The following is a 16,212-nucleotide window of genomic DNA, read 5'->3' as shown; positions in this document are numbered from 1 at the left end:
GCTTCCTCCGTGGTCGGCAGGAGATCCATGGCCGGCGAACCATGGAGGACTCGGTATAGCAGCGACCACCGACACCACGTCAGTGCCGCCGTGCACACGACCGCGGAAGCTTCCGTATGGTGAGCCGGTGAACGACACCTCCATCACGCTGCGCCGGATGACGGACGAGGACCGGCCCACGATCGACCGGCTGTGGCAGCTGTACGCGCACGACCTGTCGGAGTTCCGCGGCACGATGCCCGACGCCGCGGGCCTGTTCACGTGGACCCGGGTCCCCGACTACTTCGACGACCCGGACCGGTGTGGCTACCTCGTTCTGCACGACCGCGGACCGGCCGGGTTCGCGCTGGTGCGCGGCCTGAAGGACGACCGCCGGCTGATGGGCGAGTTCTTCGTCGTGCGGGCGGTACGCCGCCGTGGTGTGGGGCACGCCGTCGCGCTCCGCCTGCTCCGTCTGCACCCCGGCAAGTGGGAGATTCCGTTCCAGGAGGAGAACCCCGGAGCGGCGAGGTTCTGGCGGCGGGTCGCCACCGAGGCGGTGGGCGACGCCTGGGCCGAGGAACGCCGGCCGGTGCCGGGCAAGCCGCAGATTCCGCCGGACGTCTGGCTGTCACTCACGGTCTGAAACGCCACCGTCGGCACTGAGAGAACACCAACCTGCTCCGGACCGGGTCGCTGCTCGCGGCACCCTGACGGCGGCGGCTCAGTCGTCGTCGGGCTCGGGCGTCACGGTCACGGTGGGCAGCTCGGCCACCCGGAGCCGGGCCGAGCCGTAGGGCAGCAACCGCAGCTCCATCACCGGCGCCCGGGTGGCGACCGGACTCGCCGGCGGCGGGCCCGCCGAGTTGTCCCGCATCCGCCACCGGCGCAGCGACGCTCCGCGGCCGCGTACCACGACCGGAGCCGCGTCCACGTCGTACGGCACCGGTCCGACGGGTCGGCGCTCGACCGGCCACGACTCGATGCCGGCGGGGTCGTCCACCCAGGCGCCGAGGTTCCAGAACGTGCGGGGGGTGATCTCCCACTCGGCGAGCCCGGCGTGGTCGGGCACCGGGCGCCAGATCTCACCGACCGCGTGTACGAGCACCAGCGGGCCGAGCCGGAAGCCGACCGCGCCGTTGTCCCGCGGCACGGTCCGCAACCGCATCGGCAGCCCGAGGCGGACGACATCGCCGTCGGCCCACGCGCGCCGCACCGTGACGTAGCCGTCGTCGTCCGGCGTCGTGGGGAGCGGCTCCTGCCCCACGGTCAGGCTCGGTTCCCGGCACCAGCCCGGGATCCGCAGCCGCAGCGCGAACTCGTGCGTCACCGCCGTGGAAACCCCGATCTCCACCACGTCGTCGAAGGGGTAGCCGGTGCGTACGTCCAGTCGTACCGGACGCCCGCCCAACTCAGCGTCGACCCGGCACGGCGCGTAGGCGACGGCAGCCAGGGTCCGGTCGCCGGCCCGCATCCACAGCGACCGGGCGAACTTCGGCCAGCCCTGGTGGAGGTTGGCGGTGCAGCAGCCGAAGTGGGGTTCGAGGCCGAAGACGTTGGCGTCGGGTCCGCTGAAGCTCCAGTCGCGGTCGGCGAAGGAGACCAGCACCTGGTTGGCCTGCTGGTGGTACTGGTGCGCGAGCATGCGCGCGTCGCTGCTGGCCGCGAGGAGGTTGAAGGCGATCTGCTCCAGCAGGTCGGCGTGGCTCCCGTCACCGAGGATCCGCACCAGTTGCTCGAGGCTGAACATCAACTCGACCACCAGGCAGGTCTCCACGCCGTGGTGGGGCTCACGGCCGCCGAGCCACTCGTCGCCTGAGAAGCAGCCGTGCACGAGTCCGTGCAGGCGCATCAGGTTGGCCAGCATCTGCCGGATCTGCTCCGCGCGTCGGCCCCCTCCAGCGGCGTCGTCAACGGCGTCGTCGAGCAACGCGGCCACGGCGGGCGTCTTCATGCCCATCGCGACATTGACTCCGTGCGTCAGGTGGCGAAACGCCGGCGCGGGCCCGGCGGGCAGGTCACGGGTGAGGAACGTCGCCCAGTCGTGGGTCTGGGCAAGCAAGAGCCGAGCCAGGTCGAGCAGCCACTCCTCCCCCGTTCGGTCGTACAGCCACATGACGGACAGGACGTTGTCCGCGCCACGTGCGCGTCCCCAGCCGTGCAGCGGACGCTGCGGCAGGTTCCTCGCCTGGAAGGTGAAGTACCTGCGCAGGAACGCCGGCACGCGTTCGTCGCCGGTGGCGTCGGCGTACTGCGTGAGAACCTTCAGCGCCACCATTCGCGGCCACCAGTCGTCGCCGGCCGGCCCGAACTGACCGTCGTCGCCCTGGCCGGCCAGGATGGCCTCGACCCACTTCTGCGCCCTGGCTTTCAGGTCGGCGTCGTCGAGGATGTACGCCAGCGGCACGAGACCGTCGAGGTAGTAGGGCCCGCGCTCCCAGCCCTCGCCGTCACCGCCGAGCCAGGCGCTGTCCGGCCCGACGTCGGGCCAGACGTTCTCCAGTTGCCCGGTCTGGCCGTCGGCCTGCAGCCGCAACTGGTCGGCCAGCCAGCCCGTGGGCCGGATCGCGCCCAGCGGGAGTTCGGCGAGCCGGGCCGGGCCGTGCGCGCTCGGCACGGGTCAACCCTCGACCGGCCACTCGGCGGGCTGGAGCGGCTCTCCCAGCCGCTCGCAGATCTCCCGCCACCGCTCGACCATCCCGGCCGCCCACAGGTGCGGACGGAAACCGAGCCGGAGGTACGTGTGCAACGCCGGAAGCCGGAAGTCGTCGGTCTGCAGGTAGACACACTTCGCCCCCAGCTCGACCAGGCGCGCCGTCGCCGCGGCGGTGACCGCTCGCCCGAGTCCCCGGCCGCTGTGGTCCGGGTGCGCGGCGATCCAGCCGACCTCGTGACCGTTCGGATACAGATCGGGCACCGGCCGGCGCTGCGACATGCCGGTCGCCACGACCATGCCCGTCGGCTCGTGCACGACCAGGTGCCAGCCGTCGGGGACGACGGATTCCAGCACCTCGGTCAGCTTGTCGTCGTCCCAGGTGCCGAGCTCGACCCGTGTCATCAGCTCCCGGAACGCGGGAACGTCCTGGTCAGCGCGGCCCTGGCGGAGGGCGTAGCCATCCGGCAGCTGGGTGGCCTCGGCGGCGGGCGCCTCCCCGGCCGGCCAGAGCATCCGCAACTGCTCTGGTGCTCCCCCCTCGGTCAGGCCGTCTTCTGCCCCCATACGCACCTCCTGCCGCTCGCGCGGGGTTGAACTCCCCGCCAGCACTTCGCCTTCTTCGTCGACTTCCACGACGTTCCGGCCAACCTATCCAAACGCACCGACACCATCTCAAGGCCCGGATCAGGGCGCGGCACATCGCCGGACACGCGAAGGTCCCCGTGCAGCGCGGCGACCGCCACGGTGCACGGGGACCCAGGACGCGAACCACGCTCAGCGGCTCCTCGCGGTCAGCGTTCTCCTCCCAGGAGCAGCGAGTTGAACAGCAGCTTGTACGTGCCGTGCGCCTGCGCCCGGTGCTGCACGCTGGTCCCGAGCAGGACCACGCGTCCCTTGCCGTAGGTCACGTCGGCCACCGCGGCCTTGCCGGCGATCAGGTCCTCACCGAGCAGCCAGCCGCTGCGCAGGATGTTCTCCTGCGGGTAGGTCACCGGCGTACTCACCGATCCGGCGTCACCGGTGACCGTGAACGCCGGGCTGGTCGAGGAGTACGCGTCCAGCTTCTCCGGCAGGCCCCACGTCACCGGCGTGGTCGGCTTCACCGCGGTCGCCACCACCGAGCCCGGCGAGTAGTACTTCGTGGACGGCACTCCCTCGGTGACGTCGGTGACCGGGAAGTCGCCGAACGCCTGGATCGGGAGCTGCGCGGCGTCGTTGACCGTGACGAGCGTCCCGCCGTCCTCGACGAACTTCTTCAGGTTGGCCACGCCCGCGGCCGTCATCCCGCCGGTGTACTCGGGCGGGAGGGTGCCCTCACGCAGGCCGTTCAGCATCCGGGAGTACGTCGCGTCCGGCAGCACCAGAACGTCGTACTTCTTCGCCAGGGAGCCCGCCCGCACGTCGGCGTCGTGCACCTGGGCGTACGGGAACTTGAACTGCTCCAGCACGTAGCGGGTCCAGCCCTCGTCGGAGTTGCCACCCCAGCCGTGGTAGAGCCCGACTCGGGGCCGGCTGACCGAAACAGTCCTCGCCGGCTCGGTGGCCACTCCGGCGACCGTCAGCCCGAGGCTACGAGCCTGCCCACGCACCTTCACCTCACCCGTGCGCCCGGCCGGGACCAGGAACGTGCCCGCCGGCCAGGTGCCCCGGTCGGTCTCCACCGGTTCGGTGGTCCGGGTCACCTTCTCACCGGAGCGCAGCAGGTTCATCGCGGCGGTGTAGGAGTCGTTGACCCGAGGGTCGAGGGCGTACGCGTATCCCGGCGTGCTGCTCGGCAGCGCCGGCGTGGGCACGCCCGCCCACGTCACCTGCCTGGACGGCACGTCGATCTTCGCGTCCACCTTGTCGACGCTGACGCCCATCTGGTACTGCAGCGTCCAGCCCGCCATGTCGTACGGGCGCTCCGGCGTGCCGTCGGGGTTGCGCCGGTCGGGGTAGTTCTGCGGGTTGAGCAGGTCGACGACGTACGGCCGGAACGGCTGCGCCTCCCGCACGATGTAGCTGCCCGCGGGGTAGGTGCGGTCGCCGACCGCGAACGCCTCGCTTGCCTGCTCGACCTCGACGTCACCCCAGCGCAGGACGTCCACCATCTTGGCGGCGGTGGCGAAGTCGGTCTGGTCGGCGGGGATGACGTACGCGACGTTCCCGCCGGCCTCGATGGCCTGCTTGCCCATCCGGTAGGCGCCGTACAGCCAGCCCTCACGGTCGGTCGCGGCGGTGTTGAGGTAGGCCCAGCCGGTCGACTCGATGTAGGAGCAGCTGTCCTTCAGGTGCCACCAACCGCCCTTGTAGGGGCTCGGGTAGAACGCCGAGGGCTGTGACGTCGACACGCCCTGGTACGGGAACTCCTTCGGAAACTTCGCCGGGTCCTCGAACTTCGGCGTCGCGGAGGCGTGCGCGGTCTCGCTGAGGAGGCCGATCTGGTTGTGGAACGCCGGCACCGAACGCAGCCCGCCGTTCCACCACTGGTCGTACTGCTGCCGGGACACCGCGCCGACCTTGCCCTCGCGGTCCAGCCGCTGGGTCATTGCGTCGCCCATGAGGTTGATGCCCCGGATCACCTCGGCCGGGATGTTGGGGTTGCTCGGGTCCTTGAACGGTGGGATGAAGATCCGCGCCGGGTACGCCGCCGTCTGGTGGGTGTTGTAGACCATCTGCGGGTACCACTGGTGCCACAGGATGTCGCCCTGGTTGCGGGTTTCCTGCAGGTTGAACATGAACCAGTCGCGGTTGTCGTCGTGGCCGGCGTACTTCTGGTACAGCTCCGGGTAGCTCGAGTCCTGGTACGGCCCGCCCACGTGGTCCATGTACCACTTGGAGACGTGCGTCGTCCCGTCCGGGTTGACGTTCGGGTTGAACAACGTGATGACGTTCTCGCGGATCGACTTCGCCTCCGCGCTCTCGCTGCGCACCAGGTCGTACGCGAACTGCGGGGCGGTCTGGGTCGGCGCGACCTCGGTGGAGTGGATGCCGAAGTCGATCCAGGCGACGGTCTTGCCCTCCGCTGCGAGGTCCTTGGCCTGCGCGTCGGTGAGCCCGCGGGCGTGTGCCAGGCGTTCGGCGATGCCGCGGTACTTCTTCAGGTTGTCCGGGGTGAGGTTGTCCGGCGCGGACACGATGCCCAGCACCTGGTCACGGCCCTCGGAGGTCTTGCCGATGCTCGTCATCTGCAGCCGGTCGCTGGCCTTGTCGAGCGCACCGAAGTAGTCGGTGATCTGTTCGTAGGTGGCCAGCTTGTAGTCGGTGCAGGGCTCGAACCCGAGCACCGAGGCGGGGGTGGGCAGGTTGTCCTCGCGCGGGTCGCTCGCCTTGGCCAGCGACCCCGAGGCGGAGGGGCCGACTACCGCGGCCAACGCCGCGACGAGCGGAACCACGAGTCCTGCTTGAAGTTTGCGTCGCATGCGTACCTCAAGACACGAGTAGGGAGAGCACTCAGGACACGAGTAGGGACACCTCGGCCATGGAAGTGATCAATCTAGGGAGCAACGCGCTGAGTCACAAGACCATGTCTGAACGTGGCCGGATGACCGTTCACCTGCCCCAGCACCGGGATTTCGTGGTACGCCCTGGCGCTTTCCGTGGCGGAGCCTGCCGCTCCCCTACAGTGGGGCCTCATGCGCCACGGCATCGTGATCCTGCCCGAGCACCGCTGGTCGGAGGCTGCCCCGCGGTGGCGGCGGGCCGAGGAGTACGGATTCGACCACGCGTGGACATATGACCACCTGGCCTGGCGCAGTCTCGCCGACGGGCCGTGGTTCGGCACGGTCCCGACCCTGACCGCCGCCGCGATGGTGACCTCGCGGATCAGGCTGGGGACCTACGTCGCCTCGCCCAACTACCGGCATCCGGTGTCGTTCCTGCGGGACGTCCTCGGCCTCGACGACGTCAGCGCGGGCCGGTTCCTCCTCGGCATCGGCGCCGGCGGCACGGGCTTCGACGCGACCGTGCTCGGTCACGACACCTTGTCCCCGCCCCAGCTCGTCGCGCGTCTGGGTGAGTTCCTCGAACTGCTGGACCGGCTGCTGACCGAGGACGACGTGAGCTATGCGGGCGACTACTTCTCGGCCGTGCACGCGCGCACGCAGCCCGGCAGCCTGCACCGGCCGAGGCTGCCCATCCTCGTCGCCGCGAACGGACCCAGGTCCATGCGGCTCGCCGCGCGGTACGGCCAGGGGTGGATCACCTACGGCAAGGGAGGGCAGGGCGACCTGCCGCAGTGGTGGCGGGGGGTCGCGGAGCTGGCCACCCGCTTCGAGGACATCGCCGCCCAGGACGGCCGCGACCCGGCCACGATCGACCGCTACCTGTCGCTGGACAGCGACGACCACTTCGCACTCTCCAGCGCCGAGTCGTTCGCCGACGCGGTGGGCCGGGCAGCCGAGCTCGGCTTCACCGACGTCGTCGTGCACTGGCCGCGGCCCGACGGCATCTACGCGGGCGACGAGGCCGTGCTCGACAAGGTCGCGAGCGACTACCTGTCGGCTTCGTAGCAGGCTGTCAGCCCCACAGTAGCGCGGTGAGCTCGCCAGCGTCCGGCTGGGCGTCGGTGCCGCCGGCGGCCCGGGTCGACAGTGACCCGCATCCGGCACCCAGCGCGAGGCACTCCCCCAGCTCGGCGCCGGACAACATGCCGTGCACGAAGCCCGCGTCGAAGGAGTCGCCCGCCCCGGTGGTGTCGACGACGTTCACCTCGTACGCCGGAACCGCCGTGTCCGTGCCGTCGCGGACCGCCAACGCGCCGTGCTCGCCGCGTTTGACGACGACCGTCCCGCCCGGGCGCATCCGTTCGGCAAGTGCGTACGCCGCCTTCGTCGCGGGCAGGCCGCCGGTGAGCTGCTCCGCCTCGGCCTCGTTCACGAACACCACGTCGACGTGTTCCAGCAGCGGAAGCAGGTCGGTCCAGCGTTCCGCCGGGTCCCAGTTCGGGTCGAACGACGTGGTCAGGCCGGCCGCCCGGGCTTCGTCGAACAGCGCCGGCAGCTCCGGGCGCAGGTCGCGTTGCAGGAAGACACTGCCCACGTGCAGGTGCCTCGCACGGCGCAGAAGCTCGGCCGGAACGTGCTCGCGCCGGGTTGTTCCGATGCTGCCCGGGGCGGTCAGCAACGCGCGGTCGGCACCGGTGTTCAGGATCACCGTGACGCCGGTGGGTGTGCGGGGGTCGACGACGACCGCGGAGGTGTCCACGTCCCGCTCATGCAGGGCATCTCGTACGACGTCGCCGAACATGTCCGCCCCGACCACGCTCACCATCGTGGTGGCGTGACCGAGCCGGCGTACTCCACAGGCGAAGATCGCCGACGACGACCCCAGCGTCACCCGGCACTCGTCCACGATCTGCTCGTGCTGGCCGAACGTCGGGACGGCGTCGGCACCGGACACGATCACGTCGACGTTGAGCTCGCCGACGACGAGCACGTCACTGGCTTCGGGCATCGGCGAAGCGTAACCGACCTGCCGGAGCCTCGTCCGTCGGCCGCAGGCGGACACACCGGCTTGACCCGGCCAGGTGTGGTGAATACGTTCCGCAGACGTCGGCAGTGATGCGCGTTCTCAGGGGCGGTCTCCACCATGGCATTGAGCCGCAGGGGTTTCCTCGCCCGCTCCGCGGCGGGCCTGTCCGCTGTCGCCGCCGGCTCCGTGCTCGGCGGGTGCTCCTCCGGAGCGACCAGCGAGGGGACCGTCGTCTCCAAGCCGGTCGACGGCAAGCTGAACGTCACCTGGTGGAGCCACAACAACCCGAGCTTCGTCGCGGCCAACACCACGATGATCAGGCGCTTCGAGGCCGAGCACCCCGACATCCACATCGTCTACCAGTACTTCCCGTACGACGTGCTGGCCCGCAAGCTGCAGGCCGCCTACCGCGCCCGCAACGTCGCCGACATCCAGCAGATGTTCGGCACCTGGGTCACCGAGTACGCCGTGAACCAGCTGCTGGACGAGGTGCCGTCGGAGCTGTCGGGCAGCGGGCCGACGGCGAGGTTCTGGCCGGCTGCTGTGGGCGCCTACACCCTCAAGGGCAAGCTGTACGGCATTCCGCACGAGTACAACCTGGAGAACGGCGGCATCCTCTACAACCCCAAGCTGGCCGAGCAAGCCGGCATCAGGCAGCCGCCCGCGACCTGGGCCGAACTCTTGGAGGCCGGTGAGCGGCTGACGAAGATCGACTCGAAGGGACGGGCCGACCAGGTCGGGTACGCCTTCACCGGCAACGACTCCATCACGTTCACGTTCCTGTCGATGATCCTGCAACTCGGCGGCGACTTCTGGGACGCGGACGGCGTGCACGTCGACTTCCACAGCCCGCAGGCGCGTAAAGCGTGGACTGACGAGACCGAGCTGGTCACCAGACACAAGGTGGACAACACCACCTGGTACACCGGCGACCCGTACACGATGTTCTTCCGCGGCCGGGCGGCGATGGCCCACCAGGGTCCGTGGGTGGTGGCGTCCGGGCGCGCGGACTTCCCGAAGTTCACCGACCTCGCCTACGTCGCCGAGCCGCCCTACGCCGGTGACACGCTGAAGTTCGCCGCCGAGTCCGGCTGGGGCGAGGTGGTCAACGTGAAGGCGGATCCGCGCGTACGCGAGGCCGCCTGGAAGTTCGTCGGCTTCATGGCCCGCCCGGACAACGCCCGGATCTGGAACCTCACCTCCGCCACCGTGCCGGCGTTGAAGGAGTTGCGAGACGACGAGCAGATGCTCGCCAAGGCGCCCTACCTCAAAGTTCCGTTCGGCGTCCTGCCGCACGGGCGGTGGGTCGGCCGGGTACACGACCGGGACCAGTTCTGGACCTACGTCCACGACGCGTTCGTGAGCGTCGAACTCCACCGGCAGGACCCGGTGACGGCGATCGCCGAAGCGGAGAAGCAGATCAACCTGATGATCGACGAGAAGATCGGGCCCTGACATGGCGGCCACCCACACGACCGCGACCACATCCGCGGCCACGACCCACCGACTGCCCGGCCGCCGGCGGCAACTGGCGTTCGTCTACGGCTGGCTCGCTCCCATCCTCGCGTTGTTCGCGATCTTCTCGCTGGTCCCGATCATCATCGCCATCTGGCTCAGCCTGCACAGGTACAACCAGCTCGCGCCGGTGTCGCCGTTCATCGGCCTGCGCAACTTCACGTACGCGTTCACCGACGATCCGGCGTTCCTCAACTCCCTCGCCGTGACCGGGAAGTACGCCGTGGTCGCCGTACCGCTGAACATCGTCCTGTCGCTGGCGGTCGCGCTCGCCCTGAACCACATCACCCGGCTGCGCGCGTTGTTCCGCACGGTCTTCTTCCTTCCCGCGATCGCCTCCGCGGTGGCCGCGTCCCTGGTGTGGGTGCCGATCTACGACCCGCAGGCGGGCTGGCTCAACGCCGTCCTCAATCTCGTCGGGCTGTCCGGAAAGTCGTGGCTCGGCGACCCGGGCACCGCGCTGTGGTCGGTGATGGTCACCTCGGTGTGGCAGGACCTGGGCTTCAACGTGATCGTGTTCCTCGCCGGGCTGCAGGCGATCCCGCTGGACTTCTACGACGTGGCGAAGGTCGACGGTGCCGGTGTGGTGTCCCGCTTCCGGCACGTGACGCTCCCACTGCTGCAGCGTACGTTCGTCTTCGTCTTCTGCCTGACCACGATCGGCTACCTCCAGGAGTTCACTCGGGTCCAGGTGATGACCGCCGGCGGGCCGCTGCGGTCGAGCGAGACCGTCGTCCTGCACATCTACCAACGTGCGTTCGGTGACTTCCAGCTGGGATACGCGACGGCGATGTCGCTGATCCTGATGGTGATCATCCTCGTCATCGCGCTGGTACAGATGCGTATCCTGCGAACCCGTTGGGAGTACTGATGGCGAGCCCGCTGACCAGCCGCGTCCCGGCGGCGGCGCCCACACCCGCGTCCGCGTCCGACTCGACCCGCCATGGCCGGTCCCGTCACCGGTCCGGCGGTGCCGGTCAGATCGTGCTGTACGTGGTGCTGAGCGTTGCGGCGATCGGCTTCGTCGCGCCCTTCGTGCTGATGGTGAGCAACTCGCTGAAGACCGCGCAGGAGATCATCCAGGTCCCGCCGAGCCTGTTGCCCGAGCACCCCACGTTCGCGAACTTCGCATTCGTGCTGCAGAACTCGCCGTACCTCGTGTGGTATCGCAACAGCCTGCTGGTGGCGGTGTCGGTGACGGTACTGACGTTGTTCACGAGCTCGATCGCCGGCTACATCTTCGCGAAGTTCACCTTCCCCGGGAAGAACGTCGTCTTCGTCGTGCTGCTGTCCACGATGATGATCCCGGCGCCGGTGCTGCTGATCCCGAGCTACCTCGTGATGAACTTCCTGCACCTGCTCAACACCCTGTGGGCGCTGGTGGTCGGCAGCATCGTGAGCGCGTTCGGCATCTTCTTGATGCGGCAGTTCATCGCGGCGATCCCGGACGACCTGGTGGACGCGGCCCGGCTCGACGGCGCGGGCGAGTTCGCGATCTACTGGCGGGTGATCCTGCCGCTGACCGGTCCTGCGCTGGCCGCGTTGGGAATCTTCACGTTCCTCGGTTCCTGGAACGACTACCTGTGGCCGCTGATCGTGATCAACGACCAGGACAAGATGGTCGTCCCCCTGGCGCTGACGTACTTCAACAGCCAGCACGCGCAGCGCTCGGATCTGGTGATGGCGGCGGCCACGATGGCGGTCGTTCCGGTCTGTGTGGTCTTCTTGTTCTTCCAGCGGCGGATCGTGAACGCGTTCGTGCTGACCGGAATCAAGTAGGCCGCTATGGCCGGTATCAGGTGAGGCGGGTGGCGTAGGCCGATGTCGGGAATCAAGGTCGTGTTGATCGGTGCGGGCAGCACGGTGTTCACGCCCGGGTTGCTCGCCGACCTCGCGGCCTCACCGGTCTTCGACGGTGCCGAGGTGCACCTGGTCGACATCGAGGAGGACGCTGCCACCACGATGGCCCGGCTCGGCCGGCGCATCGCCACCGAACGCGGGGCCCGGCTCACCGTCGAGGCGCACGTCGACCGACGGGAGGCGCTGCCGGGGGCCACGCTGGTCGCCACCACGATCGCGGTCGGTGGTGCGGACGGATGGCGCGCCGACCTCGACATCCCTTTGCGGTACGGCATCCGGCAGACGGTCGGCGACACGGTGGGGCCCGGCGGCGTGCTTCGTGCGTTCCGGCAGGTGCCGGAGCTGGTGCGGATCGGTCAGGACGTGGCCGACCTGGCCCCGAACGCCTGGCTGGTCAACTACGCAAACCCGCTGACGGCCAACGTCCGGGCGATCACCGGCTGGGCGCACCCGCGCACGATCGGCCTGTGCCACGGCACGATGCACACCCGTTCCATGCTCGCGGGCGTGCTCGGAGTGCCGCGGGAGGAGGTCACCGCGGTCTTCGCCGGTCTGAACCACCTGTGCTGGCTGCTCGAACTCCGTCATGGGCGGGAGGATCTCTATCCGCGCCTGCGAGCGCTGGCCGCGGAGGTCGCCGCGAAGGGCGACCGTGACCATCCGCTGGGCGAACCTGTGACGGCCGACCTGCTGGACGTCTTCGGCCTGTTCCCCGCACCCGGTGACCGGCACGTCGCGGAGTTCTTCGGGTGGTACCTGCGCGGTGAGCCGGGAACTCCGGCCGGGGAGTTGCCCTGGGGCCTGCAACCCGGCCTTGACGCCACCCGGTCGTACATCGACGAGAAGTCCGGCCTCTGGGACAAGCTGCACGCGCAGGCGTCCGGGGCGGTGCCGCTGGACGCGGTGTCGGAGGGGCAGGAGGCCGAACGCCTGGTCGCGATCGCCGAGGCGTTGTTCACCGGCCGCGATCTCGTCGAGCTCGCCGTCAACGTTCCGAACGCGGGCGCGATCGCGAACCTCCCGCGGGAGGCCGTCGTGGAGGTTCCCGCTGTCGTCGGTGCGGCGGGCGTCACTCCCCTGGCGGTGGGTGACCTCCCGCCGGCGCTGGCGGCCGTACTCACAGAACGAGCGCATCAACAGGAACTCACAGTACGCGCGGCAATGGAGAGATCCCGGGAATTGGCCGTGCAGGCGCTGGCGTTGGACCCACTGGTGCCGAGCCCGCAGGTGGCGAAGGCACTGCTGGACGACGCGATCGCCGGCCACCGCCCGCTGTTGGACTCTCTCTCATCCTGAGGAGAAGACGTGCCGCACCGCCCCGAAGTCGTCGTGTTCGACGTCAACGAGACCTTGACAGACCTCTCCCCGCTGCGGGACCGGCTGGAGTCGGTGGGCGCGCCGCGCCACCTGCTGGACTCGTGGTTCGCCGCGACCCTGCGCGACGGGTTCGCCCTCACCAGCGTGGGTGAGTACGCCGACTTCGCCGCCGTCGCCAAGTCCGCCCTGCGCACCGCGTTGGCGGGATCCGGCGCGGGCTTCGCCGACGAGGCGAAACGTGAGGAGGCCGTTGCGGAGGTCATCTCCGGCTTCCCCGCCCTCGACGTGCATCCCGACGTCCCGGCCGGGCTGCGCCGGCTGCGCGAGGCCGGGGTTCGGCTGGTGACGCTCACGAACGGGGCGGCCGAGATGACCCGCGGCTCGTTCGAGCGCGCCGGTGTACTCGACCTGTTCGAACGCCGGCTGTCGGTGAGCGAGCCGCGGCGATGGAAGCCCGCGCCCGAGCCGTACCTGTGGGCGGTCGGTGAGTGCGGCGTACCCGCCGACCGGGCTGCACTGGTCGCAGTTCATCCCTGGGACACCGACGGTGCCGCCCGGGCCGGGTTGACCACCGCGTGGATCGATCGTTCCGGTAGGCCGTTCCCCGACATCTTCCGCGCCCCCGACGTCACCGGCCCGGACCTGCCCGCCGTCGTCGAGTCGTTGCTCGCCCTCGCCGCCGCCTGACTCATGGAAGCCTCCGAGGTCCGGCGCGCGGTCGACGCCGCCGCGGCGACTGCGGCCGCGCTCGGCCTCGAGGTCCGCGATGCGGTCGTCGTTCACAACTCGGACCGCATCGCCGTACGCCTCACTCCGTGCGACGTGCTTGCGCGGGTCGCACAGCTCGGGTCGCGGGCTGGGCACGTGAGGTCGCCAACCCGGAGTTGACGCCGGACCTGCGCGAACCCGACCGCGAACTCCTCAGCGACACCTTCAGGTGGGTAGGTGCGCTGCTCGGCGACTGGGGTTGCGAGGAGCAGTTGCTGCACGGTGAGCCGCATCCGGGAAACCTGCTCAGCACCAGGCAGGGTCCGCTGTTCATAGACGTCGGTACGTGCAAACGTGGACCGGTCGAGTACGACCTCGGCTGTGTCCCCGAAGAGGTTGCAGAGCACTACCCAGGAGCCGACCAGGATCTCGTTCGCCAGTTCCGCATCCTCATGTGGGCGGGGGTCACGACGATGCGTTGGGCCGGGACGACCAGTATCCCGATCGGGCCTACTGGCGAGTGGAGGCGCTCGCACAGCTGCGAGCAGCACTCGATCGCAGAGGACTGAATCGAGTCAGAACGGCGGCAGGTCATTGTCGGCCGTCGGTGTGCCGGCGGTGGCGACTGCTCGCTCGGGTGGTACCACCGGGTCGGTGAGGGATGGTGTTCGGCTGTGGTAGTGCCGGCCGTGGGGGTCGGTGAGGGTGTGGTCGCCGGGGCCGGTCTGGTGGAGTTTCCAGTCGCGTTCGGTTTTGGCTTTGTGGTGGCGTGGGCAGAGTGGCGCGATGTTGTCCACGGCGGTTTCTCCGCCGTGGTGGTGTTCGGTGTTGTGGTCGAGGTGGCAGGTTGCGGCGGGTCTCCTGCAGGTGGTCCATGCGCAGCGTTGGTCGCGGGCATGCACCAGCTCTGCCTGCAGCCCGCGCAGAAATCGGGTGGGTAGCGGATGCAGATGCAACAACCGCCCGGTGACCGGGTGGGTAACCCCCACGGAGAATCTCGCCTCGGGGTTGTCGAGGTGGTTGGCGACGATCCTGGCGGCCACCTCGGTGATGACCGGCCCGAACCCGCCGAGCTCACCCGGCTGGGCGGACAGCCCCATCAGCGTGGTCAGCGGCACGTTCAGCTGGATCTTCGCCCGCGTTCGTATGGGCCCCCAGCTCGGTTGTGAGGGGCACCAGGGTGGTGTTGGTGGTGTCGGGTTACCTGTCGGTGGATCAGGCAGACCCGGCGGGTCGGCGGTTCTGCCGCGGGATCTGACCCGCGGTAGGCCGCCCGCCGTCGGGAGCAGCGGTGTGAGCAGCTGCACTGCCTGTGGCTGCGCCGCGTTCCGCTGCGTTCTGCCCGATGGGGCTGCTATCTGCGTCCTCTGCGGCAGCGCTGCGCGCGGCGGCCTCGTGTGCTGCGGTGTCGTGGACGGTGGAGCAGTGGCAGGGGATGTAGTCAGCCGTGGCGTTTCCGGTTCCGGCGGGAGCGCAGTCACCGCAGTCACAGCCGGCACTGTGCAGGTCGTGGTCGGGGTACCGGTGAACCGCACAGCACCCCTGCTCGCCGCACTCCTGCCAGGCGTCGCCTTCCGCGGTGCACTGCTCAGTGTCCCGCGGCGTTTCCTCCCGCGGCGTCTCGTCTTGCCCAGCCTCGTCCTGCCCAGCCTCGTCCTGCCCAGCCTCGTCCCGCGGCGTCTCGTCCTGCTCAGCCTCGTCCTGCTCAGACTGGTGCTGCTCAGCCTCACCCTTCTTGGTCTGCTTCTGCACCGCACCCTGCGCTGCCTGGTCCTGCCAGGTGTGGTTGGTGGCCGCTGGGACCGAGCAGTCTTTGATGTCGGCGGTGCCGGTGAGCAGGGCGGCGGCGACGTCGGCGCGGAGTTGGCTGAGGGTGCGCAAGTCTCCGGTTGCTTTGGCTGCGCGGGCGATGGCGTCGATGTGGCCGTACGCTTCGGCGGCCTGGTCTGCGGACAGGCCGCGGATGGCGAGGTCGGCGACGCCGTCGACGGCGGGCCAGATCGCCACGTTCCGCCCGGACCTGGCCGCCCGGTGACGTTTGGCGGCGGCGTCGGGGTCTGCTTTGACGACCTCGGCTTCGACCTTGGCCCGCAGCAACCCGCCCCGCAGTTCCAGGACTTTGGGGAAGATCGCGTCCTCGATGGCACCCCACAGGTCGGGCTTGGCGTCGGTGATGCGGTCCACGATCATCCGCACGTCGTTGAGTTCCAGCCCACCGGACGCGAGGGCCTCACGTACCCGCGGCAGCCGGGGCAGGGTGGCGGCCAGGGCCACGTACTGGTGCGCCCGGTAGCCGGTCCACCCCAGCAGCGGTTCCAGGACCTCCGGGGTCATCGGATCCGGGGTGGCGCTGCGTCCGGCCGGCCCGTCAACCCTGCCGGGCTCGGCGTAGGCCAGCGCGTTCACATCGGACAGGCACTCAGCCTCCAGCCAGCAGATCAGCCGCCGCCGTGCCTTGATCAGCTCCTCCAGCTCCAACCCGTTACACCCAGCCACGTCGACCCCCGCCACCGCCGCCGCCAACCCAGGACCCGCCGGCAGATCAGCAAACCCCGCGGGCAGCACCCGACGGCCACCGGGCTCATCACCCAGGTGGCCGTCGAAGCACTCACCGCCATCGCTCACGCGTTCGATTCTACCGAACAAGATCGACTCATGCGCGCCGGAAACCCACACACAAAGGAAATCGACCGAATTCCGGTCGCGCACCACGCGTGTCAAGCCAG

The 16,212-nt window shown here is 69.6% G+C and carries 14 protein-coding genes; 8 read left to right on the top strand and 6 right to left on the bottom strand.

Annotated elements, in window-relative coordinates:
- The first annotated feature begins 127 nt into the window (after nucleotides 1-127).
- Nucleotides 128-625, top strand: a complete 498-nt coding sequence (locus tag BLU27_RS12710) for a GNAT family N-acetyltransferase (RefSeq protein WP_241827935.1) — start codon at nucleotides 128-130, stop codon at nucleotides 623-625.
- A gap of 78 nt (nucleotides 626-703) precedes the next feature.
- Here BLU27_RS12710 and BLU27_RS12705 read toward each other — a convergent pair whose 3' ends face one another.
- The 3 genes from BLU27_RS12705 to BLU27_RS12695 form a co-directional block, all read right to left on the bottom strand.
- Entirely contained in the window at nucleotides 704-2,596 is a 1,893-nt protein-coding gene (locus BLU27_RS12705) for a beta-L-arabinofuranosidase domain-containing protein (protein ID WP_092653543.1), read from the bottom strand.
- Between the two features lie 3 nt (nucleotides 2,597-2,599).
- Nucleotides 2,600-3,199 carry a GNAT family N-acetyltransferase gene (locus BLU27_RS12700; RefSeq protein ID WP_092653541.1) on the bottom strand — a complete coding sequence of 200 codons (600 nt, stop codon included), beginning with the start codon at nucleotides 3,197-3,199 and terminating at the stop codon, nucleotides 2,600-2,602.
- A 227-nt stretch (nucleotides 3,200-3,426) separates the two neighbouring features.
- A complete protein-coding gene (locus BLU27_RS12695; protein WP_172804946.1) occupies nucleotides 3,427-6,009 on the bottom strand; it encodes a M14 family metallopeptidase in 2,583 nt (860 codons plus the stop codon).
- A gap of 240 nt (nucleotides 6,010-6,249) precedes the next feature.
- Here BLU27_RS12695 and BLU27_RS12690 point away from each other — a divergent pair, with 240 nt between their 5' ends.
- On the top strand, nucleotides 6,250-7,125 hold the full coding sequence (locus BLU27_RS12690) for an LLM class flavin-dependent oxidoreductase (protein WP_092653537.1): 876 nt from the start codon (nucleotides 6,250-6,252) through the stop codon (nucleotides 7,123-7,125).
- Nucleotides 7,126-7,132: 7 nt separating this feature from the next.
- Here BLU27_RS12690 and BLU27_RS12685 read toward each other — a convergent pair whose 3' ends face one another.
- Nucleotides 7,133-8,068 carry a carbohydrate kinase family protein gene (locus tag BLU27_RS12685; protein WP_092653535.1) on the bottom strand — a complete coding sequence of 312 codons (936 nt, stop codon included), beginning with the start codon at nucleotides 8,066-8,068 and terminating at the stop codon, nucleotides 7,133-7,135.
- A 135-nt stretch (nucleotides 8,069-8,203) separates the two neighbouring features.
- On the opposite strand from BLU27_RS12685, the gene BLU27_RS12680 reads away from it, so the two are divergent.
- The 6 genes from BLU27_RS12680 to BLU27_RS12655 all read left to right on the top strand — a co-directional run bounded on the left by BLU27_RS12680 (nucleotide 8,204) and on the right by BLU27_RS12655 (nucleotide 14,055).
- A complete protein-coding gene (locus tag BLU27_RS12680; protein WP_092653533.1) occupies nucleotides 8,204-9,541 on the top strand; it encodes an ABC transporter substrate-binding protein in 1,338 nt (445 codons plus the stop codon).
- A 1-nt stretch (nucleotide 9,542) separates the two neighbouring features.
- The gene (locus BLU27_RS12675; protein ID WP_092653531.1) at nucleotides 9,543-10,472 is read left to right on the top strand and encodes a carbohydrate ABC transporter permease; all 930 of its coding nucleotides are present in this window, start codon (nucleotides 9,543-9,545) and stop codon (nucleotides 10,470-10,472) included.
- On the top strand, nucleotides 10,472-11,380 hold the full coding sequence (locus BLU27_RS12670; RefSeq protein WP_092653529.1) for a carbohydrate ABC transporter permease: 909 nt from the start codon (nucleotides 10,472-10,474) through the stop codon (nucleotides 11,378-11,380). The genes BLU27_RS12675 and BLU27_RS12670 overlap by 1 nt, the downstream gene beginning before the upstream one ends.
- 42 nt (nucleotides 11,381-11,422) lie before the next feature.
- A complete protein-coding gene (locus tag BLU27_RS12665; RefSeq protein ID WP_092653527.1) occupies nucleotides 11,423-12,757 on the top strand; it encodes a family 4 glycosyl hydrolase in 1,335 nt (444 codons plus the stop codon).
- A gap of 9 nt (nucleotides 12,758-12,766) precedes the next feature.
- Nucleotides 12,767-13,465, top strand: coding sequence for a haloacid dehalogenase type II (locus BLU27_RS12660; RefSeq protein ID WP_092653525.1), 699 nt, complete (start codon nucleotides 12,767-12,769; stop codon nucleotides 13,463-13,465).
- A 128-nt stretch (nucleotides 13,466-13,593) separates the two neighbouring features.
- The gene (locus BLU27_RS12655) at nucleotides 13,594-14,055 is read left to right on the top strand and encodes a phosphotransferase (protein WP_197681819.1); all 462 of its coding nucleotides are present in this window, start codon (nucleotides 13,594-13,596) and stop codon (nucleotides 14,053-14,055) included.
- Between the two features lie 6 nt (nucleotides 14,056-14,061).
- Here BLU27_RS12655 and BLU27_RS12650 read toward each other — a convergent pair whose 3' ends face one another.
- Entirely contained in the window at nucleotides 14,062-14,604 is a 543-nt protein-coding gene (locus BLU27_RS12650; RefSeq protein WP_092653523.1) for an HNH endonuclease, read from the bottom strand.
- A gap of 97 nt (nucleotides 14,605-14,701) precedes the next feature.
- Complete coding sequence (locus tag BLU27_RS29875; protein WP_197681818.1) at nucleotides 14,702-16,198, bottom strand: 13E12 repeat family protein; 1,497 nt, start codon at nucleotides 16,196-16,198, stop codon at nucleotides 14,702-14,704.
- Nucleotides 16,199-16,212: the final 14 nt, after the last annotated feature.

This window comes from Actinopolymorpha singaporensis (assembly GCF_900104745.1).
GTDB classification, from domain to species: domain Bacteria; phylum Actinomycetota; class Actinomycetes; order Propionibacteriales; family Actinopolymorphaceae; genus Actinopolymorpha; species Actinopolymorpha singaporensis.
Note: the sequence above shows the minus strand (reverse complement) of the source record. Positions and strands in the feature narration are given on the sequence as shown.